Below are 21144 nucleotides of genomic sequence, written 5' to 3'. Positions count from 1 at the left end.
CTACAGGGAGTAAACAATAAAAACCGGGCGAATGTTCAGATAAACGAGGTTTCCGGTGCCTGGCCTGACATTGTGTTCCTCCAACAATAAGGTGTGATTTTCATAGGGTTATAAACAAATTGCTTGCCAATTTGTGATCGGCTGGTATATATCAAATTTAAGATATATAGAACATTTACCGGAGATGACGCGAAGGTATGGCAAATACTTTTAAGCGTCAAACTCCTGTAGGGCAGTTTTTTATTCACAAATAGCCCCCAAACCCCATAAATACGGCCTGAAAACGTTATATTTGCTCTTTATTTAAAACTGCAGAAAAACCTGTAAACCAACAACATAATGATAGAGAACACGGACAATCAAGGCAATCAAAAGGAAGGTAGAATTGTTCAGATCAACATTGAGGAGCAGATGAAGACCGCGTACATCGACTATTCCATGTCGGTGATCGTGGGAAGGGCATTGCCCGACGTGCGCGACGGTTTTAAACCGGTGCACCGGAGGGTGTTGTTCGGGATGAATGAGCTGGGCAATACGCATAACAAACCCTACAAAAAATCCGCCCGTGTGGTGGGTGACGTAATGGGTAAGTACCACCCCCACGGCGACGCGTCTGTATACGACACCATGGTACGTATGGCGCAGCCCTGGAGCCTCCGTTACATGCTGATTGACGGCCAGGGTAACTTCGGATCGATAGACGGCGACATGCCGGCGGCCATGCGTTATACGGAGGTGCGCCTGCAGAAGATCGCGGAAGCGATGCTGGAAGACCTGGATAAAGACACGGTAGACTTCACACTCAACTTCGACGATACGCTGGAAGAGCCCGCGGTATTGCCCACGCGCATACCCAACCTGCTGGCGAACGGCGCCTCCGGCATCGCCGTGGGCATGGCCACCAATATCATGCCCCACAACCTTACCGAACTGGTAGACGGTCTGATCGCGCTGATCGATAATCGCGAGATCACGATAGAGGAGCTGATCAAACACGTAAAAGCGCCCGACTTCCCGACAGGCGGCACCATTTATGGCTTCGAAGGCGTGAAACAAGGCTTCGAGACCGGCCGCGGAAGGGTGGTGGTCCGTGGAAAGATCATGTCCGAAACCACCAAATCCGGTAAAGACAGGCTTATTATCCACGAACTGCCGTACCAGGTGAACAAGGCCGTGCTGCACCAGAAGATCGCCCAGCTGGTGAACGACAAGGTGATCGAAGGCATTACCGACGTGCGCGACGAAAGCGACCGCGACGGCATGCGCCTGGTGATCGACCTCAAACGCGAAGCGATCCCCAACGTGATCATCAACCAGCTGTACAAATATTCCGAGCTGCAGACCTCCTACGGCATCAACAACGTGGTGCTCGTAAAAGGCCGCCCGCGGATCATGAACCTGAAGGAACTGCTGGAAGAATTTGTAGAGTTCAGGCATGAAGTGGTGACCCGCCGCACGCAGTACGAACTGCGCGAAGCGGAAAAGAAAGCCCACATCCTGGCCGGTTACCTTATTGCGCTGGACCACCTGGACGAAGTGATCGCCCTGATCCGCAACTCCACCACGCCAGAAGTGGCGCGCGAAGGCCTGATGAGCAACTTCGGCCTCAGCGAGATACAGGCCAAGGCCATCCTGGAACTGCGCCTGCAACGCCTCACCGGCATGGAGCGCGACAAGATCCGCGACGAATACGAAGAGATCATGAAACTCATTGCACGCCTGAAAGAGATCCTGGGAGACGAAAGCCTGCGCTTCCAGATCATCAAGGACGAACTGGAAGATGTGAAGAAAAAATTCGGCGACGAAAGAAGAACGGAGATCCAGTACCTGGCGGCCGAAATGAGGATCGAGGATATTATCGCCGAGGAAGACGTGGTGATCACCATTTCGCACCTGGGTTACATCAAACGCACTTCCGCGTTCGACTACCGCCAGCAGAAACGCGGCGGCCGCGGCGCCATCGGCGGCAAAACGAGGGACGAGGACTATATCGAGCACCTGTTCGTGGCCTCCACCCACCACACCATGTTGTTCTTCACCGAAAAAGGCCGCTGTTACTGGCTGAAGGTGTATGAGATCCCCGAGGGCGAAAAACAAAGCAAGGGCCGCGCGATCCAGAACCTGATCACGATCCCGGGCGACGACAAGATCCGCGCGATCATCGACATCAAGGACCTGAACGACAAAGATTTCATCAACAACCATTATATTGTACTCTGCACCCGCAACGGGATCATCAAAAAGACCCTGCTGGAAGAGTTCAGCCGCCCGCGCGCGAACGGCGTGAACGCCATTACGGTGAACGACGGCGACCAGCTGCTGGAAGCCAAGCTTACCAATGGCAACAGCGAGATCATGATGGCCATCCGCAGCGGCCGCGCCATCCGTTTCCCTGAAAATACCGTGCGCGACACCGGCCGCGGCGCCATCGGCGTAAGAGGCATCGAGGTGGATAATGAGAACGACGAAGTGGTTGGTATGATTTGTGTTGATAAGGAGGATACGTCCAGGACCGTGCTGGTGGTTTCCGAAAAAGGTTTCGGCAAACGCACCGAGATCGAGGAATACAGGATTACCAACCGCGGGGGAAAAGGGGTGAAGACCATCAGCGTTACCGAAAAAACGGGCCCGCTGATCGGCATCCTCGACGTTACCGAGAAAAACGACCTGATGATCACCTGCAAATCCGGCATTACGATCCGTATGGCAGTGGGCGACATCCGCGAAGCGGGCCGCGCCACGCAGGGCGTAAGGCTGATCAGGATGGACGAAAACGATGAAATAGCCGCAGTGGCCCGTCTCGACGAAGAGGAAGAAGTGATCGACACGGAAGCAGGCGCGGAAATTTCGGTGGAAGCGGCGGAAGGAAGTGAAGGACAGGCGGAAGAAAGCGGGAATACTGAAAATGAAAATACGGAAGGGGAAGAGGAAACCAATGCATAAAAAATTTCAACCTTAAACAATAATTTCAAAAAAAACCTGAGCCACATGAAAAAACTATTTGTATCTCTGCTGTTTTGCGGCGCAAGCTTCGCAGTGGTGGCGCAAAAGGCAAAGATTAACAGTGCAGATGAGGCATTGAAAGGCGACAAGATCGACCAGGCAAAAACAGATATCGAGGCGGCACTTGCGAACGAGAAAACGAAAGACGATGCGCGCGCATGGTATGTGAAAGGAAAGATCTACGAAACTGTTGCCCTGAAGAACAAAAGCGCCGCTGACGCGGAAGTAGCTTATGATGCCTTCAAAAAAGCGCTGGAGATCAACCCGAAGCTGCCCGAAGCGCTGCTGGAAATGAACAACCGCATGTTCAACGTATACGCTACCATCGGCAACGCCGGTTATGGCAATCTGAACGAACAGAAATGGGATTCTTCCTACCTGTATTTCAAAAAAGCCGGCGAAGTACGCGATTATTATAATGGTAAAAACCTGGGCGGAAGCATCCCCACAGACACTGCCATGGTGTTCTATGCGGGTTATGCCGCACAGCAGGCCGGTAAAAAGGACGAAGCATTCGAAATGCTGAAAAAAGCCGCCGACCTGAAATTCAAGACCGAGCCCGCCCTGTATGTAGTACTGGCGCAACAGTACGAAGAAAGAGGCGACAACGCCAACTGGCTGGCCACGATCGATTCCGCCAAAGCGATGTTCCCGGCAGACAAACGTTTTAACGACATGGAAATGCTGTACTACAGCAAAACCGGTAAAACGAACGAACTGCTGGCCATGCTGGAAAAGAAAGTGAACGACAACCCGAGCGATTTCGCACTGGTGCTGGATTACGCTATCCGCCTGGATAACGTGGCCAACCCCCGCGACGAAAAAGGCGGCGATCTGCCGAAGCCCGCAAACTACGACGAGCTGATGAACAAAGCGGAAGAAGTGTACAAAAAAGCGCTGGCGCTGAAAGCAGACGACGCAACCGCCAACTTCCAGCTGGGCGCGCTGTACTTCAACCGCGCGGTGGCTTTCAACAAAGAACTGAACGCGCTGGATAGCAAAGCACAGAGCACGCCGAAAGCAAAAGAACTGCAGACCAAAGTACAGACCCTCATGGACCAGAGCCTGCCTTATTTCGAGAAAGCCGACGCCGGCTTCACCGGAATGGGTAAACTGGAGCCGAGCGACAAACGCACTTACGAGAGCGCGCTGTACGCACTGCAGAAGATCTACGCGATCAAGAACATGAACGATAAAGTAGAGGTAGTAAAAAAGAAACTCGAAAGCCTGTAAGCCGCATTACGGCAAAAAAATACAAAGGCAAGGGGCAACCCTTGCCTTTTTTGTTGCCCCATGCTGTTTGCATTATTCCACAATGCTGTTAATCTTGTCTCTTCACTAAATTCCGGTGTTAATGCTAATTAACTTTTGAGCAGTTGTTTAGATATTGATATTAATTCTATGTATAATGCCGGCGGCCCTTGGCATTATAAATGCCGCATGTTATTGAGAAACATGCAATTATTCACTTAACCATATCAAATCCTTAATTTATGGTCACACAAGCTAAAACTACCGGAACACAGGAAGCAACCAGGCATCATGGTATGTATCAGGATGACCAGGTTACCAGGCACGAACCTGCACGTCGTGAGGATGATGAAGATACGGACGAATTTAACGACGACAAAAATCAACGGCTGGAAGGTTATGACGAAAACGAATTCGACGCAGATGACCGCCGTAACCGCCGGGAAGCTGGCCTGGCCGATGGCGATGCCGCCGCCCATGAACAGCCTCAGCAGAAACGCACGCCCAGCCGTCGTGGTTTTGCTGCGATGGACAAGGAAAAACAAAGAGCGATCGCCAGTAAAGGCGGCAAAGCTTCGCATGGCGGTGGCCGTAAGCCAAGCAAAAATCGTTAGTGCAAAATGTTTGAAAAAAAAGCGCGTATCAATTAAAAATTGGTACGCGCTTTTTTTGTCACCATAAGCGTTGTTCTGTCCACCCGCCTGCAAACAAATTCGGCGTAAATTACCGCCGTTAAACCGCATATATGAAAGCAGTAGCCGTTAAAGAATTTAAAGCCATTCCTCAATTGCTGGATGTTGCAGAGCCAGCGGTGAAAGAGGGTTTCATTAAGATAAAGATCGCCGCCGCCGGGCTGAACCCGTTTGACTGGAAAACGATAGATGGGATTTTAAAAGATCATATGCCGCACGTGTTCCCGCTGATCATCGGGGCAGACGCCGCGGGCGTGGTGGTGGAAACCGGCGCGGGGGTTACGCGTTTCAAGACGGGCGACAAGGTGTACGGCCAGGTGCTGCATTCGCCGGTGGGCGAAGGCGCTTACGCCGAATATGTGGCCGTGCCCGAAACGGCGCCCATCACCAAAGCGCCGGAGAACGTCCCGCTGGCGGATGCCGCAGCCGCGCCCACCGCGGGTATGACCGCTATGCAGCTGATCGATAAGACCGGGCTGAGGTCCGGGCAAACCCTGTTGCTGATAGGCGCTACCGGCGGCGTAGGCTCGTTTGCCACGCAGGTGGCTAAAATAAAAGGCATCAAAGTGATCGCCACCGTTTCCAGCGAAGCTGCCGCCAAACGGATCAAATCGCTGGGAGCGAGCGAAACGATCGATTATAAAAAAGCGCCGGTGGAAGAACAGTTTCCCGGCGGCGCCGATGCATTGATCGACCTGGTAAGTGATGCGGCCGGTTTTGAAAAAATGAGCGCGCTGGTGAAACGCGGCGGCGCGGCGCTCACCACGCAGTTTGTAGCCGATAAAACCAGGCTGGAAGAAAAAGGGCTGCATGGCGGGAATTTCGAGACGAAAAGCACGGCGGCTTCGCTCGATGCGTTGCGGGCGCTGATAGACAGCAAAGAGATCGTGATACCGGTAGACCGCAGGCTCTCGCTGGCCCAGGCGCCGGCCGCCATCGCGGAAAGCCGCGAGCGGAAAAGCAAAGGCAAGACGATTATCGTGATCGATGAAACAGTTTAGGTGGCATCGCCAAGCAGCCGGTCGATTTTGGTGGTACTGATCGTGCCGGCAAAAAATGGCGTGCTGCAAAAAGGAAATCGTTTCTCTTAGAACGGCAGGATCGCCAAAACCAAACTGTTCATGGAAAAATACATAATTAGGGAAGGCGTTCGCAGGCGAGAATGGCGAACGCCAGTTTCTTTCCTTTATCCCGGCCAGTGATGCGGCTCAATATATCCGCCGCAATCATTTTAATTCCTCCCGCAGCTTTTTGGGAAGACCGGCCACTACCAGGTCGTAGGAATTGCGCGTCCATTCCAGCAGCAGCTTATCGGGGATAGAGCCGTCGAAGGTTACCGTGTTCCAGTGTTTTTTACTCATATGATAACCCGGGGTGACGCCTTCGTAGCGTTCCCGGAGCTCCACGGCTTCGTCCGGGTCGCATTTCAGGTTCACGCTTTCGAAGTTGTCCACGTCGAGCAGGGCGAACATCTTTCCTTTTACAAAGAAGACCAGCGTGTGCTCCCCGAAAGGGAAACCTTCTTCGGCGCCGGGCAGTGAGAGGCAGAATTGCATGTATTTGTCGAGGTTCATGTGTTTGTTATTGAAGTTAGGAAATTACGAAACGGAATCCGAAGTACTTCCAGGTCCAGGCTGTTCCGGTAAAAGGCGGTAATTCTTTCCAGGTCGGTAGTATGCCGGGCCACACGCAATCCCTTAAATAAATATTTTTCTAAATTATTGAATTTCAATGGGAGAGGAGCTTTTTATTCCGAAAATGAATGAGGAATATTAACAAAACTTATCCAAATCTCGTATTGATACTTCACATTTAATTGTAAATCAATTAACTGGAGGTATTTTTATTTGAAATTTTAGTCGGAGTATTTTTTGTAAAAGGATTTATAACCAGCAAGATACGCAATGGGTGAAAGTAGTGTAAAAACAACTTTTTGCACCGGAAATACCGGTTTTGCCATGCGGAAAACGTTGGAAAAGCGGTTGGCAAGCAAGGCAGTTTGCAGAAAGGGTGGTTTACCTGAGGGGCCGATCTTTCCGTCGGCAGCCATGCCGGTAACCTGTTCGAAGAACTGTTCCATGTCCAGGGCCGGGCGCACTTTCCAGTTGATGCTGGCAGGCTCCGGGCCGGCGTTCCACATGGCGTGGGGCGTGGCGGCGGGAATGTGCAGGGTTTCACCGGCTTTGCAGACGCGCGTCTGGCCGTTGAGTTTTACGTGCATTTCGCCCGTTTCAAACACAAAATCCTCGGCCTGGGTGGGATGATAATGGAGCGGTGGTTCCGTGGAGCCGGCCGTGTAAACCGCGTGCATTTCAAGCAGCTGGCCCTGGGTATCGGCCGCGGTTTGCAGGAAGGTGATCGTTTGGCCGTTTACCGGGTTGCTGATGGTTTTGTTTTTCTGCGCCATGGTTTTGGGAGTTTGGTATAAAGTTGTGGATTATTTTGCTGTCTTTTGCGTTGGACTTCAATAAAAGAAAATGTTTAAAAAACGGACCATCGTTTTCTTCGGTTTGGCGGCCGGACTGGCCGGGATCGCCAGCCAGGGCTGTGTTTCGCATGGGCAGGAAGATTGCCCGAAAAAGTACGCCGCCGCAAAGGCATTACTGAATACCTGGAGAAAAATATATTTCCTGAAGCCAGGCAACGACTACAAAGAGCTTGATTCCGCGCTGGCGATCATAGATGGGAATCTGGCAAGATGCCCGGAGTACAAAACGCGCATGACGAGCCTGAAAATAGACCTGCTGCTTTTGCGAAAAGACGATGAAAAAGCGTTTAAATTTATCGAAACCCTTGATCCTGAAGGGTTTGACAGGCCTTACAGGAAAAAATACTATCTCAATGCATTAAAAGCCAATATGTTAGACCAAAAGGGCGATACATTAGGCAGGGATGCGCATTACTGGAAATCTGTGGACGAGCTGGAGGCATTCCTTAAACTGAAAGAAAATGCTTCGGACGTGATGGCGATCTCAGACTTATTTTACCTGAAAGTAAAGCTTGAAAAAAAGGGAAAAGTGCTGAAGGACCTGGATGCGATCCTCGCAAAATATCCGGGCAGCACGGATGATAAAATGCTTTTGTACGGGTTGAGATCGAATATTTTAAACGGGGATTCATCGGCTGCGACCGTTGTTATCGAATAAGGACCGGCAAGGGACAAGGCAGTTGGATAAGACCGGCTAGGATTCATCCAACAACGTTATCGGATGAAGGATCTGTAGAAGGCGAAAGCAGTTGGATACAGAATTGGTGGGATTTAAAGAATAGGGAATACTTCGATTATTCTATTTAACATAATGTAAATTATGAACACAAGTTGAAGAAGGATAAATTGAATGAAATCCTTGCTGGATTTGCATTTGGACGGATTTAACGGCTTCGTGATGCTGGACGATTGGCTTTATTTCCTGTTCCGCATTCTTCTTAATATGCCGCAAAACCCGGCCATGGATCTCGTGAATGATATGATCGCTCCACAAACGCCAGTACGCCGCCGGCCTGATCCGGTGATAATACCAGGTGGTGCCTTCCAGCAAAGTATGCCCGTTAGGCAGCGCCTGTAGCCTGAATTGTCCTTCCTGTGATACAAAAAAATCATGCAGGTGCGGCGCGTCTATATCCGTATAACTCAATTCCTTCAGCGGCGCCGGCTGTTCTTCCACGCTGAACTTCAACAGCCTCGGCTCGTCCCAAACCGTGATCGGTTCTACAAAACTGCCGGTCGTAAAGTTGCAGTGCCGCACCGCGCCCAGGCCTTCCCCGTCGATGGTCGCATCTACCGGGTACGCAATGCCCGTTTTGAAAATAAGCTCTTCAGGTTCATCCAGTTTAGGGAACGTAACCACATGCCGCCAAACGGCCTCCGGCGGAGCGGCTATTTCAATGGACGTAACAACGGAATGTACTGTGGGCGGACTGCTCTCCTCAAGAAAACCCAGCGACGGAATGCCGGCGATGAACAACACTATCACGGCGATCTTCGCGCTTTTTCTGCGGTTCACGATCGAACGGCCGATGATGGCGCCAACGAAATTGACCGGTATCACCAGCGGCGCGGCCATCACCAGGCATATCAGCCCGTCGATCTGGAGCAGTAACAAACCCGCGAAGATCAATGCCAGGGTTAAAAGACTGATCCCGAAGGCACGGCCCCTGGTTATATTTTTTTCGCCGTAAAGCAGTACGGTACAAAACCCGGAAAAGAACGGCGTCAGCAGGAACAACCCGTCCGTATAATGATTCAGTTTATGCGTATCCAGCCAGATCAGGAATACGCAGATAAAGGTGGTGATTCCAATGGCTATCCACAGCCGCCGGGGATATTTCCGGCCATCAGGTAAGGGATGGTCTTGTGTCATAGATTTTCAAGTTACAAAAAAACAGCCACCCGTTTCCGGATGGCTGTTACAATTTCTTTAAAACGGGCTGCTTACGCCGCCTGTTTCTCTTTTTTCGGCACTTTGATCTTTGCCGTAGCGGTTTCACGGAGTTTGATGATGCCTACCCAGTGCATGGCTTTCATTACAGGGTAAGTCGGGTCGAACTCGTACCATTTTTTAGCGAAGTTGGCGCTGTCTTTATGTTTGTGGTGATTGTTCTGGAACAGTTCGCCCAGCAGCAGGATGCCCCAGGGCTCCGAGTTGCGGGAATGATCGCCGTTGTCGAAGTTGCTGTAGCCGTATTTGTGGCCGCACCAGTTCACTACCGCACCCTGTACAGGCCCTACCAGGAAATGGATTGGCAGCAGCAGCCACCACCAAAGGCTCGGCGCGAATACCGCGTAAAACGCCACATAGATGCCTATCCATGCAAAACGCGTCCAGCGGGAATCGCCGAATTTGTCCATCGCGTCCCAGGTGGGCAGCGGGTCTTTGGTGAACTGCGCATCGGGCGTTACTTTGCCGGTCACGAAACCTGCGTAGATCTCGCGGGTGTGTGTCATCATATGCCACACGTCCTTAAAAAAGTGCGGTGAATGCGGGTCGTGTTCGGTATCGCTATATTCATGGTGCATGCGGTGCATAACGCCATAAGCTCTCGGGATCAGGTAAGATGAGCCCTGGAAAAACCAGGTGCAGAAATAAAATACGCGCTCCCAGCCTTTGCTTGTATCGTACATCTGGTGAGATGCGTACCTGTGAAGGAAAAATGTATGAAAGAACAAAGAAAGGAACCAGTGTGAAAAGAAAAATATCAGGATCGCTACCATGTTACCACTCGTTAAATAAAATGAAAAAATGAACCGCAAAGGTAACTTAAATATTTTCTTTCTCTAATAATTTAACTCCATGTTAATGAATATATTAATATCTGATATGATACTTTTCTTTACATTTCCGCCCCCTATTCTATCCGCACCCGCCGCAGCTCCAGCAGGTTAAGGCCGTTGCTGGTCAGGCCCGTCACGTTCGGCTGGCGGAAACGTATGGAAATGTCGTAAAACAACGGTACCACCGGCGCGTCGCTGATCACCATCTGGTCCATCTGCTGGTACAGGCGGTACCGCACCGAATCGTCGGTTTCCAGCAATGCCTTTTCGTACAGCCGGTCGAACGCCGGGTTGTTGTACCGCGTATAATTCGGCGGCGCGGGGTTTTTGCTGTAAAACATCGCCAGGTAACTCTCCGCATCGGGGTAATCGGCGATCCAGCTGGCGCGGAAAAACGGTACGGCCGATTTCGCCACCTGGTCCATCAGCGTGCCTTTCTGGATCACTTCCACGTTTACCTGCATGCCGATGTTCTGCAGCTGGTGCGCCACATAATTGGCCAGGTCTGCATAAATGGGAATGGATACCAGTTTGATCGGCGGAAGCCCTTTCCCGTTCGGGTAACCGGCTTCGCGCAGCAATTGTCTTGCTAAAGGGATATTGTAATCATATCCTTTAACGACCGAAGTATCAAACGAAGGCAGGCCCGCGGGCACAAAACCCGAAGTGGCGGGTATGCCAATGCTGTTGCGCAGATAGGTCATCATTTTCGTACGGTCGAAACCGTAGTTGATCGCCTGGCGGATGCGCAAATCCAGTAACGGAGAGCCTTTCACGCCGGGTTTGTCCGGGTCCATCACGATCCCGAAATACTCGGTGTTGAGGTACGGCGCTTTCACCAGCGCGATTTTTCCCGCCCATTCTTTTTTCAGCTCGCCCTGTTTGGTGAGCACTTCGTCTTTAAAAGAAGTTTCGATATCGTTCACAAAATCCAGCTGTCCCTGCCGGAAAAGCAGGAACTCCGTGCCTTTGCTGTCCACAAACGTCACTTTCACCGCATCCAGGTAAGGCAATCTTTGCCCGCTTTCGTCTTTCTCAAAATAACGGGGGTTTTTATGGAGGATGAGCGCCTGCCCTTCGTCCCAGAAATGAAAAAGGAACGGCCCCGTGCCTACGGGGTGTTTCCGGAAATCTTTCCCGTATTTCTCCACCGCCTCATGCGGCACCACGGAACAATATTGCATGCTCAAAATGCCCATGATCGGGTGGAACGGCTGCACCAGCGTAAGCTGGAACGTTGTATCGTCCAGTGCTTTGAACCCTTTTACCGGGTCTACCTTATCGTTGAATATCCACGCGCCGGGCGATGCGGTGGAAGGTTCCATAATTCTTCTGAAACTGTACACCACATCTTCCGCCGTCATTTTTCTTCCTTTGCCGCCGGGGAATACTTCATGATCATGAAAATACACGTCGTTCCTTAAATGAAAAGTGTAAGTGCGCCGGTCTTCGCTTACATCCCAGCCCGTCGCCAGCGACGGCCGGATGTTCAGCAGGCTGTCCGGCTCCACCAGCGTGTTATACAATTGCCGCACCGCCCACATGATGGCCTGGTTCTTTGCGAACGCCGGGTCGAGCGAAGGAATGCCTTCCTGCTGGTTGTAGCGGAACACCATTTTTTGTTGGGTGCCGCGCTGGCCGCAGGCAAGCAGGAGAATTGAAAATAAAACGGCTAAGTATCTCATAAAGCGGCTTTAAGGTAGACAGAAATCGCTGGAATGTCAAATCCCCCGCCGGTCAAAAAAGGCAAGGCCGTTTGCCGCAATTAAAATATATTGCCCCGTAAATCTGGACCTTTCATGAGACGTATTTTCCCCGCCCTGCTTGTTATTCTTTTCAGCGCCACGGCCGATGGCCAGCAATTCACCCGGCAAGACACGCTGCGGGGAACGCTTTCGGCAGACCGCTCCTGGTGGGACGTTACCTTTTACGATCTCAGTGTGCGCGTCGATCCCGCAAAAAAATCCCTCGAAGGCGTCAACGTAGTCCGTTACCGTGTGCTGACGCCGGCCCGGCGGCTGCAGATCGACCTGCAGGCGCCGCTTGTGCTCGATAAAGCCGTGCAGAACGGCCGGGAACTGACTTTCACGAAAGACGGCAACGCCTGGTTCATCACCCTGCAGGCCCAACAGCCGCAAAATTCCATACAGGAACTGACGCTCAGCTATCACGGCATTCCCCGCGAAGCCAAACGCGCACCGTGGGACGGCGGCGTGGTATGGACGAAAGATTCGCTCGGCCGTCCCTGGATCGCCACGGCATGCCAGGGTTTGGGCGCAAGCGTGTGGTGGCCGAACAAAGACCATCAGACCGAAGAGCCGGACAGCATGCGCATCCACGTGACCGTTCCTAAAGCACTCACCAATGTATCCAACGGCAGGCTGCGCGGCGTAAAAGAAAATGAAGACGGTACCGTTACGTCCACCTGGTACGTGAGCAACCCCATCAATAATTACGACGTGGCGCTCAACATCGGTTATTATAAACATTTCTCTGACCGCTACCAGGGCGAAGAAGGCGCGCTGGACCTGGATTATTGGGTGCTGGACTACAATCTGGAACGCGCCCGCGGGCATTTTGAGGTCGTAAAACCGATGATGAAATGTTTCGAGCACTGGTTTGGCCCGTACCCTTTTTATAAAGACAGCTACAAGCTGGTGGAAACGCCGCATCTCGGCATGGAGCATCAAAGCGCCGTGGCGTATGGCAACCAGTATAAAATGGGTTACCGCGGCACCGATCTTTCGGGTACGGGATGGGGCACGAAGTGGGATTTTATCATCATCCACGAAAGCGGGCATGAATGGTTCGGCAACAACATCACGACGAAAGACATTGCCGATATGTGGGTGCACGAATCTTTCACCAACTATTCCGAAACGATCTTCACCGAATGCCAGTTCGGGAAAGAGGCGGCGGACGCATATGTGCAGGGCATCCGCAAGCGGATTGCGAACGATATCCCGGTGATCGGGCCGTATGGCGTGAATACGGAAGGCTCCGGCGATATGTACTATAAAGGTTCAAACATGCTGCATACCATCCGCCAGATCATCAACAACGATGAAACTTTCCGGAAGATATTGCGTGGGCTGAACAAGACCTTTTACCATCAAACCGTTACGACGGCCCAGGTGGAACAATACATCAATACCACCAGCGGCAAAAACTTCGATAAGGTGTTCGACCAGTACCTACGGCATACCAACCCGCCCGTGTTCGAATATTCGCTGGAGAATAACCGGCTGCGTTACCGCTGGGTGGCCGATGTAAAAGGATTCGATATGCCGTTGAAGGTAGACCTGGGCGATGGCAAACAACAATTCATCCGGCCTTCGGCGGAATGGAAAACAACGACAGTGAAGAATGCCGCAAAATTTGCGGTGGACAAGAATTTCTATGTGAAAACCAGGAAGGTATAAGTTGAAAGGCGCCTTCTGTTAAAATATCAACAAAACCGCCACAGAACAGCCTCGTGGCGGTTTTTTATGTTCGTTACGAATGAAAATTCCTGTTAAAATTTAATGTGGTAACTTCAATCGTATCAAAACAGCAAGAAACAGGTTGTACGGGTATGAAAACGAGTGTTATTTGCGATAAAAAAACAATGCACCATTACAACAAGATTGCCGACGCCATCGCGTACATTCACGCGAACCACACCGGGCAGCCGTCGCTGGACAATATCGCTGCCGCGGTACACCTGAGCCCTTTTCATTTTCAACGTCTTTTTACGGAATGGGCCGGCGTGAGCCCGAAGAAATTCCTGCAATATATCAGCCTGCAACATGCAAAAGGTTTGCTGGCAAAAGATTATACCGTTGAACAGGCTACTTTCGAAACCGGTCTTTCCGGTACCAGCCGCCTGCACGATATGTTCGTGAACCTCGAAGCGATGACGCCCGGAGAATACCGCAACGGCGGCGAAGCGCTCACCATCCGTTATGCTTTTATAGACACCGTGTTCGGCCCCATGCTGGCGGCCGCCACCGAAAAAGGCGTTTGTTCCATCGCTTTTGCGGACGACCGCGCCGCCGCCCTGAAAGAGCTCACCCTGCAATGGCCCAACGCCGCCTTCATCGAATCGGCTTCGCCTTTTATCGATGATGTAAAAGCATACTTCAGCGGGATCGAAGCAGAAATGAAAGAAGAAACGCCATCGCCGGCGGATAAAGCAAAAAGTGAAAAGGGTATTCGTCTGCATGTGAAAGCCACGCCTTTCCAGCTGAAAGTGTGGGAAGCGCTGCTGAAAGTGCCGGCCGGCCAGGTGGCTACCTATTCACGCATCGCGCGGGAGATCGATCACCCTAAAGCGGCGCGCGCGGTGGGCACTGCCGTTGGCGACAATCCCGTTGCTTACCTCATCCCCTGCCATCGTGTAATAAAGTCTACAGGCCTGTTTGGCGGCTACCATTGGGGCCCCGTGCGCAAAACGGCCATGCTCGGCTGGGAATGCGCTAAGAACCAGCCCGTTGCCCTTTCCTCCACGGAAGACTGACGTTTGTGCTGGCCCCGTGTTTGCGGGACCTTACAAAACCTGCTATATGAACAAAAGCAAGATCAAAGCGTTTTTTGCCGAATATGAGCGGCGTTTCAACGATTCGCTGGCAGGCAAACCGCTGGACGTGAACGCGATGACGGCCGATTTCGCCGAATACATCGTGGGCTCCGGCCCTACCGGCGTAATGGGCGGGAAAAACGACGAGACTTACCGGCAGATGATCCGGGGAAACGAAGACCGCTACCGCAAGATCGGCGCGAAATATATGAAAGTGACCAACATCGAGGTGACCGAACTGGATGATCTGCACGCCGCAGCGAAAGTTTATTGGGATTCCGGTTACAATAAAAACGGCGAACTGATCACCATCGGTTTTTATGTGATCTATATTCTCACCTTCGTTAACAACGACATTAAAATATTTGCGTTCATTTCCGGCGATGAAGAAAAGGTGTTGAAAGAACACGGGCTGGTAGTGGAAGAAAAATCCTGATTCCTTTTCCCGCATTCCCTTACCTTTGCAAGATGCGAAACAGGACGGTCAGCATGGGCGATGCGCTCAGGGAATACCTCAACAAAAGCCGGTTCAAACCCAGGCTGATGGAGGTGCGCATCCAGGAAAACTGGGAAGCGGTGGTAGGCAAAACCATCGCCCGGTATACGGAAAGCGTGCAGCTGTTCGATGGCAGCAAACTGGTGATCACTACCACCGTTGCGCCGCTAAAGCAGGAACTGAATTATTCCAAAGACAGGATTATGAAGCTGGTGAACGATATGCTCGGCGAGGATATCGTGAAGGAAGTGACGATCCGTTAGTGGGATAACGGCCCTGTTTGGGCGCTTGCTACGTTGTTGTCTTTCGCGACGGGTATTTCTTCTCTTTTCTTATCTTCTTCTTCTTTTACCCGGTTATTGATCCTGTTGGCGATGCGGGACAGGTCGTCCATACTGAGTTTGGTTTTCAGGTGCACCATGATCATTTCACCATCTTCGTGGATGAGCGCCACCAGGTTATCGATGCGGTCGTCTGATTTTGCGTTGCTGAGCAATTGTACATGGCCCTCCGGGTGGCGGATCTCCATCAGGCTTTCGAATTTCCCTTCTGCATAAAGGTCTTTTTTCAGCTGCGCGATGGATTCGGGGGAAACGGGCTCGCCGTTGTCCATCTGGATCGTCCAGAGTTTTACGCTTTTTACTTTCTTCAATAACAATTTTACTTCACGCGCGTCTCCGTCGAAAGCAGTGCCTGGGATGAACCAGCTTACGATACGCAGGGGCAGGAAGCTGAGGCCGATGCGGTGGGTTTCGGCCACGCTGCAATGTTCGTTGGTGAACTGACGGAGCTGTTTGCGTTGCGCGGAGGCGCTGATGGCGAGGGTACAGGCGATGGCGGTAAGTAAAATTACGCGTTTCATGCGGATGGTTTTGGAGGAGAATGAATAATGGGTGATGGAAGGGACGCCGCGGATGGATACGGCGCGTTCCTTATTTTTTTCCTTTCGCTCCCTTGTTGTCCCTGAGCTGGCCCAGGTTCTGGAAGCCGTCGATGTTCATGCCGCCGGCGATCTCGCTGATCTCGGCGATGCTGAAGTCCCCGAAAACGGTGAGCGCTACAAATTCGTCGGTGCTGCCTACGAGCATCACCAGTTCCTGGATATTGCCTTTCGTGTTTTCGCGCACCATGAATTTGAGGTCGGTCTCTTTGTCGCGCACTGACATAAGCTCTTCCATGCCGGTGCCGAGGAATTGGGAGGCTTCGCGGTAAAGTTTCTGCCCGTCTTTCGTGTCTTCTTTGATCAGGATGCGCAGCCCTTTGAGTTTGGAGGCCAGCGCGGTTACCTTTTTGGCATCGGGATCGTCTACCGAGAATTTCGAAAACATGTTGAACATTTTCGGCGTGATGTTGATCACGGTAAACGATTCATCGTCCTGGTACTTTTGGAAGAATTTGTCGATCGTGCTTTGTGCCAGCGCCAATTCGCTGCTGCACAAGACACATATGATCATTAGCATCCTTTTCATTGTTACAAAATTTGTGTTGCTGTAAATTGTTGGTATGCGGTTCTAGAATAGCCTTAATTACGATTGCCCTCTACCATTCCTTTCGCTTCGTTGAAATAGCTCAGTTTCTCCATTTCTTTTTTTCCTTTGTTGAGATTGCGGCTCAGCAGCTGGAGGGCGCGTTGTGTTTGTTCGTATGCCAGTTTGGGATCGCTGTAGGTATCTTTAAACGCGGTGGCGTCCCCATGCAGTTTCACCTGGTGCTGGTTTATGGAGTATACGATGCCGGCGGCGGCGAGCAGTACGGCGGCGTATTTCATCCATCCCTGCCAGAACGGGCGGATGATCTTTATTTCTGTCTTAGTGGCCGTTTCCCATGGTGCGGGGCGGTCGGTGAACAGTTCGGGCATGGAGAAAAGTTCTTCCGCTTCGCCCTCCCCTGCTGCATGGAAATACCGGAACATCGGCGCCGCTTCCTGCAGGTCGGCCGGCAAAGGGCCTTCGTGCGCGGCGTAAAACATGCGCAGCCCGGCTTCTTCCGCTTCGGTGGTTTCACAGGCCCAGTACTTTTCCAGTAAGGCCCTGATGTTATTGTATTCCATATACATGCAGATTTTGTAGTTGCTCCCGCACCTGTTTCCTGGCGCGGTGCAGGTTCACTTTTACTTCACCCAGTTCTATTTCCAGTACCTCGCCGATCTCCTGGTAGCTGAGCCCGTCTATGTCGCGCAGCTGGAGAATGGTCCGGTATTTTTCCGGCAACCCGCGGATCGCCCCGTGTACCCGCCGCATCAGATCGCTTTTTTCGGCGCTCTGATGCGGGCTGTGATGGGCGGCCGGCACTTCCCCCGCGCGCTCCAGGTCGTCGGTAACCCGGTACTTGCGGCTTTTGATCTTGTCCAGCGCCAGGTTGCGCGTAATGCGCATGCACCAGGCCTCCAGGTTCTGCAGCTCGCCCATTTTATCTTTGTTGTTCCACACCTTCACGAAGGCGTCCTGGATAATGTCCTTCGCGTCTTCCTCATTGCCCAGCAAGCGCAGCGCGAAGCGGTAAAGCTTCTCCCTGAAAGGCATGATTAAAGAGATAAACGATTCGGACGACATATCACGGTTTTAGTTTGGCGGAAGGAAGCACCCTCTTTTATTGTGTGTTACATAAAGAAGACGACTGCTTTTTGCCTTTGTTACAAAATAATAGGAAATATTTTGGCTGAACTGATAATCAATTGATTGTGAATTTATACCTGTTAAAGAAAACTTATATTATATGCTTTATATCCTTCTTAACAACAATCCGGGTAGTTTCCGGTTTCATTTAAAATTGTTTGAAAACAGGCAAAAGCTCCTATCCTCCGCCTTAAGCCTTGCGCTTGGCCTCGTTTCAATTTCCGCCTCCGCCCAAACCGCCGCTCCCGCGCCTTCCCCGCAAACATTCGCGTTGCAGGAACGCACCGGCAAAGAAGCGAAATATTCCGTTCAGTCGCCCACCCGAAAGGTCGAAGACATTTCTTCCTTTAAAAACATTCCCGCTTATCCCCGGTCCTGTGTGCGCATGCTGGTGTTAAACGGCGACCAGTGGCGGTATGAAAAATACCTTCAAGGTGAAATCCCCGCCGGTGAATTTAATGAAAAGTCCAAAGGCGTGGACACTTCCCTCCTTTCCCGCGCCCCCATTCCGAAAAATACGGTTTACCTGTTCGTGGGGCTGGACGATAAAGGGAAAAAACACGTCATCGTAGACGCCAACAATAACCACGATTTCGGAGACGATATGGAAGTGGTGGTAAACATCTCGGATTGCGACAACGTAAGGGATTCCACCCGCGCCCTTCCCGAATACGCCCTCAACACCGCTTATTTTGACGGTGAAACGGTACGTGAAAAGACCGTTTACGTTACTGTAAGCCCCTACGAATTCCACTACGACGCGCCCGGTTATGCCGATAAAACGGAGCGGCTGCTGGACATTGCCCTCTTCCGGCGCGCAAGCTGGAGAGGCTCTGTGGACCTGGACGGCGTTACGCACAAAGTAGTTGCGTGGGACGACCGGAACAACATGGTGGCACAGGGCGGCAGCAACCAGGTCAATCTCATGATCGAAGACGATGAAGACGTATATTTTTATTCTCCCGGGGAAGTGACCCGCTTTGGCAGGAGCATGTATGTTTGGTCCGCACAGGTGCAGCAGCACGATCCTTCGGTAGTTAAGCTCACGGTGCAAAAAGTTGGGAAAGCGCCGGAATTCAGGAAGGCACATTGATCAGTTCTCCAGCCTGATGCGCGGATCGACGATACTATATAGAAGGTCCGCCATCAGGTTGATGATCACAAAAATCCCCGCCGTTACCAGCACGGCGCCCATCACCACCGGGAAATCGAATTTCTCCAATGCATCGACCGTTACTTTGCCGATGCCTTTCCACCCGAAGATATATTCAACGAAAAACGCCCCGGCCAGCAGTTCTGCAAACCAGCCGGTAATGGCCGTGATCACGGGATTGAGCGCATTGCGCAGCGCGTGTTTGTACAAAATGGCGCGGCTGCCCAGCCCTTTGGCGTAGGCGGTGCGGATGTAATCCTGGTTCAGCACGTCGAGCATGGCGCTGCGGGTGAGCTGTACGATGATGGCCAGCGGCCTGATGCCGAGCGTGACGGCAGGCAGGATGAGATTGCGGATATTGAGGATGCGGCCTTTGAAGGGATCGATGTCGAACAGGCTGCCGGTCATGTGCAGGCCCGTGTAATCCGTGAGCACAAACCCGAAAACATACGCCAGCACGATGCCGGTGAAGAACGATGGCGCTGAAATGCCGATCACGCTGGCAAATACGGCGCTGGTGTCCATCCAGGTGTTTTGTTTTACGGCGGAAAGAATGCCCAGCGCAATGCCCGCCACCGTGGCGAAGATCATCGCGGCCAGCGCCAGCACCAGCGTACCGGGCAGGGCTTCCATCAGTATTTCCCACACGTCTTTTTTCCCCTGGTAGCTCCTGCGGAGGTAGGGCGTTTTCAGCACCAGCGCGTTATTGCCGCCCGTGCTGAAAAGCGCCACCCCGTTCAGCGATTCCTTCAATTCCTGCCGGGTATGGATGCCGATGGGGCTGAGATCATTGAGGTACAGCAGGAACTGGACGCTCTTGGGTTTGTCCAGGTGCAGTTCCTTCCGCACATTTTCCAGCGACGTGAGGTCGGTGCGCTGGCCGAGCGTGAGCCGCGCCGGATCGGCGGGCAGCACGTTGAACAGCAGGAAAATGACGATCACCACTCCCAGTAATACCAGGATGCCGTAACCGAGTTTGCGGAGGAAAAAGCGGAACATTATTTTGTAAAATCTGGTATGTCGTTATAATGCCATTTGCCTTTCACCACGGATTTTTCCAGCAGTAACAGGCAGGGCGTGCTGCGGCCGGCGGTTTTGATGGCGGTGCCGTCCATTTGCAGGAACTGGAAATCGATGCCGCGTTCTTTCTGGAACTGCTCTACCTGCGCTTTATTGGAACTGGTCACGCCAAACAGCATGAACTTCCCTTCTTTGAACTGCTGCTGCAGGGCCTGCATCTTTTTCTCCCATCCGCTGCCCGCTTCGCGCACGTCGCGCACAAGGAAAAGGTACACGGGCAAGGATTCCATCAGTACGCCCCGGTTCATGTTCACGCCGTCGAAGTCGGTGAGCACGAAGTCTTTGATGGCCGGCTCGGCGTTGCCTTTTTTCACCAGTTTGTCTTTCCGGTCCACGAACTTCCACAGCGTATCCTGCCAGGGGTAGTTTTCGGTGGTGAACTCCTGCTGCTGGCCGTTCTTTTCGTAGATCAGCACGGTTTCGTACACATCGGGCGTGGAGCCGGGCGGCACTTTCATTTTTTCCATGATGTTGTTGCCCACTTTGTAAGGCAGGCAATCCACGATGGGCAAATGCGCCAGCGTATACCACTGCAGCGCAATCGGAAACAGCACGGCCAGCGCCATCAGCATGTTCGTGGCTTTCGTCGGGAATGCAGGTTTTATACGTTTATGGTAAATAAAGATCACCAGGATCATCACCAGCAGGATGAGGTCTTTGTAAAAAGACTGGTCGGCCGTGAGTTTGATACAGTCGCCAAAACACCCGCACTCGCGGATCAGGCCGCTGAACAGCGCGAAACCGGTAAGGAAGGTGAAAAATATGATCAGTATCAGCAGCAGGAAAGAAAAGAACCGCATGCGGTACCCCAGCAATACCGCGAAGCCGGCGATGATCTCAAAAGCGTTCATCACCAGCGAAAAGGCCAGGGAAGCGGGTATCAGGAAGTGCAGGTGCAGCACCTCGAAAAACTCGTCCATTTTATAGCTCAGGCCCAGCGGGTCGTTGGCTTTGATCAGCCCGGAAAAGATAAATAACACCCCTACGAGGATGCGGAATAGGATCAGGATCGGTTTCATCAATT

General features: G+C 52.0%; 21 protein-coding genes. 10 read left to right on the top strand and 11 right to left on the bottom strand.

The features are described 5' to 3' along the window. Positions 1–339: 339 nt before the first annotated feature. From gyrA to J7I43_RS19165, 4 genes are all read left to right on the top strand, one after another. On the top strand, positions 340–2943 hold the full coding sequence (gene gyrA, locus J7I43_RS19180) for a DNA gyrase subunit A (protein WP_209147473.1): 2604 nt from the start codon (positions 340–342) through the stop codon (positions 2941–2943). 45 nt (positions 2944–2988) lie between these two features. Next, a complete protein-coding gene (locus J7I43_RS19175; protein WP_209147472.1) occupies positions 2989–4236 on the top strand; it encodes a tetratricopeptide repeat protein in 1248 nt (415 codons plus the stop codon). Positions 4237–4496: 260 nt separating this feature from the next. Beyond that, positions 4497–4868 (top strand): KGG domain-containing protein, encoded by a 372-nt coding sequence (locus J7I43_RS19170; protein ID WP_209147471.1) that lies wholly within the window; start codon positions 4497–4499, stop codon positions 4866–4868. A 131-nt stretch (positions 4869–4999) separates the two neighbouring features. Further along, entirely contained in the window at positions 5000–5947 is a 948-nt protein-coding gene (locus tag J7I43_RS19165) for an NADP-dependent oxidoreductase (RefSeq protein WP_209147470.1), read from the top strand. A 225-nt stretch (positions 5948–6172) separates the two neighbouring features. Here J7I43_RS19165 and J7I43_RS19160 read toward each other — a convergent pair whose 3' ends face one another. Together J7I43_RS19160 and J7I43_RS19155 are read right to left on the bottom strand one after the other, a co-directional pair. Further along, the gene (locus J7I43_RS19160; RefSeq protein WP_209147469.1) at positions 6173–6520 is read right to left on the bottom strand and encodes an MmcQ/YjbR family DNA-binding protein; all 348 of its coding nucleotides are present in this window, start codon (positions 6518–6520) and stop codon (positions 6173–6175) included. Positions 6521–6801: 281 nt separating this feature from the next. After that, positions 6802–7353: a cupin domain-containing protein gene (locus J7I43_RS19155; protein WP_209147468.1), complete on the bottom strand. Its 552-nt coding sequence runs from the start codon at positions 7351–7353 to the stop codon at positions 6802–6804. Positions 7354–7423: 70 nt separating this feature from the next. Between J7I43_RS19155 and J7I43_RS19150 the strand changes: the two genes are divergently transcribed. Continuing rightward, complete coding sequence (locus tag J7I43_RS19150; RefSeq protein ID WP_209147467.1) at positions 7424–8092, top strand: hypothetical protein; 669 nt, start codon at positions 7424–7426, stop codon at positions 8090–8092. A 141-nt stretch (positions 8093–8233) separates the two neighbouring features. Here the strand turns inward: J7I43_RS19150 and J7I43_RS19145 are convergent, their stop codons facing one another. The 3 genes from J7I43_RS19145 to J7I43_RS19135 form a co-directional block, all read right to left on the bottom strand. Next, positions 8234–9307, bottom strand: a complete 1074-nt coding sequence (locus tag J7I43_RS19145; protein WP_209147466.1) for an SRPBCC family protein — start codon at positions 9305–9307, stop codon at positions 8234–8236. Between the two features lie 71 nt (positions 9308–9378). Further along, the gene (locus J7I43_RS19140; RefSeq protein ID WP_209147465.1) at positions 9379–10158 is read right to left on the bottom strand and encodes an acyl-CoA desaturase; all 780 of its coding nucleotides are present in this window, start codon (positions 10156–10158) and stop codon (positions 9379–9381) included. A gap of 134 nt (positions 10159–10292) precedes the next feature. Beyond that, a complete protein-coding gene (locus J7I43_RS19135; RefSeq protein ID WP_209147464.1) occupies positions 10293–11903 on the bottom strand; it encodes an ABC transporter substrate-binding protein in 1611 nt (536 codons plus the stop codon). 114 nt (positions 11904–12017) lie between these two features. Between J7I43_RS19135 and J7I43_RS19130 the strand changes: the two genes are divergently transcribed. The 4 genes from J7I43_RS19130 to J7I43_RS19115 all read left to right on the top strand — a co-directional run bounded on the left by J7I43_RS19130 (position 12018) and on the right by J7I43_RS19115 (position 15535). After that, positions 12018–13640 (top strand): M1 family metallopeptidase, encoded by a 1623-nt coding sequence (locus tag J7I43_RS19130; RefSeq protein ID WP_209147463.1) that lies wholly within the window; start codon positions 12018–12020, stop codon positions 13638–13640. Between the two features lie 185 nt (positions 13641–13825). Then, the gene (locus J7I43_RS19125) at positions 13826–14716 is read left to right on the top strand and encodes a methylated-DNA--[protein]-cysteine S-methyltransferase (RefSeq protein ID WP_209147462.1); all 891 of its coding nucleotides are present in this window, start codon (positions 13826–13828) and stop codon (positions 14714–14716) included. Between the two features lie 46 nt (positions 14717–14762). Beyond that, complete coding sequence (locus J7I43_RS19120; protein WP_209147461.1) at positions 14763–15212, top strand: hypothetical protein; 450 nt, start codon at positions 14763–14765, stop codon at positions 15210–15212. 32 nt (positions 15213–15244) lie between these two features. After that, positions 15245–15535: a DUF721 domain-containing protein gene (locus J7I43_RS19115; protein WP_209147460.1), complete on the top strand. Its 291-nt coding sequence runs from the start codon at positions 15245–15247 to the stop codon at positions 15533–15535. Here J7I43_RS19115 and J7I43_RS19110 read toward each other — a convergent pair. The 4 genes from J7I43_RS19110 to J7I43_RS19095 all read right to left on the bottom strand — a co-directional run bounded on the left by J7I43_RS19110 (position 15532) and on the right by J7I43_RS19095 (position 17824). Next, positions 15532–16134: a DUF4252 domain-containing protein gene (locus J7I43_RS19110; RefSeq protein WP_209147459.1), complete on the bottom strand. Its 603-nt coding sequence runs from the start codon at positions 16132–16134 to the stop codon at positions 15532–15534. The two genes, J7I43_RS19115 and J7I43_RS19110, sit on opposite strands and share 4 nt — an antisense overlap. A gap of 70 nt (positions 16135–16204) precedes the next feature. Beyond that, entirely contained in the window at positions 16205–16741 is a 537-nt protein-coding gene (locus tag J7I43_RS19105; RefSeq protein ID WP_209147458.1) for a DUF4252 domain-containing protein, read from the bottom strand. Positions 16742–16794: 53 nt separating this feature from the next. Continuing rightward, entirely contained in the window at positions 16795–17322 is a 528-nt protein-coding gene (locus J7I43_RS19100) for a hypothetical protein (protein ID WP_209147457.1), read from the bottom strand. After that, the gene (locus tag J7I43_RS19095) at positions 17309–17824 is read right to left on the bottom strand and encodes an RNA polymerase sigma factor (protein WP_209147456.1); all 516 of its coding nucleotides are present in this window, start codon (positions 17822–17824) and stop codon (positions 17309–17311) included. Before J7I43_RS19095 ends, J7I43_RS19100 begins: the two co-directional genes overlap by 14 nt. A 163-nt stretch (positions 17825–17987) precedes the next feature. On the opposite strand from J7I43_RS19095, the gene J7I43_RS19090 reads away from it, so the two are divergent. Next, a complete protein-coding gene (locus tag J7I43_RS19090) occupies positions 17988–18980 on the top strand; it encodes a hypothetical protein (protein WP_209147455.1) in 993 nt (330 codons plus the stop codon). Here J7I43_RS19090 and J7I43_RS19085 read toward each other — a convergent pair whose 3' ends face one another. Continuing rightward, complete coding sequence (locus tag J7I43_RS19085; protein ID WP_209147454.1) at positions 18981–20039, bottom strand: ABC transporter permease; 1059 nt, start codon at positions 20037–20039, stop codon at positions 18981–18983. Continuing rightward, the gene (locus J7I43_RS19080; protein WP_209147453.1) at positions 20039–21139 is read right to left on the bottom strand and encodes a BT_3928 family protein; all 1101 of its coding nucleotides are present in this window, start codon (positions 21137–21139) and stop codon (positions 20039–20041) included. The genes J7I43_RS19085 and J7I43_RS19080 overlap by 1 nt, the downstream gene beginning before the upstream one ends. Positions 21140–21144 lie beyond the last annotated feature (5 nt).

Origin of the sequence: Chitinophaga chungangae (assembly GCF_017742215.1) — a bacterium.
Lineage (GTDB): Bacteria > Bacteroidota > Bacteroidia > Chitinophagales > Chitinophagaceae > Chitinophaga > Chitinophaga chungangae.
Note: the sequence above shows the minus strand (reverse complement) of the source record. Positions and strands in the feature narration are given on the sequence as shown.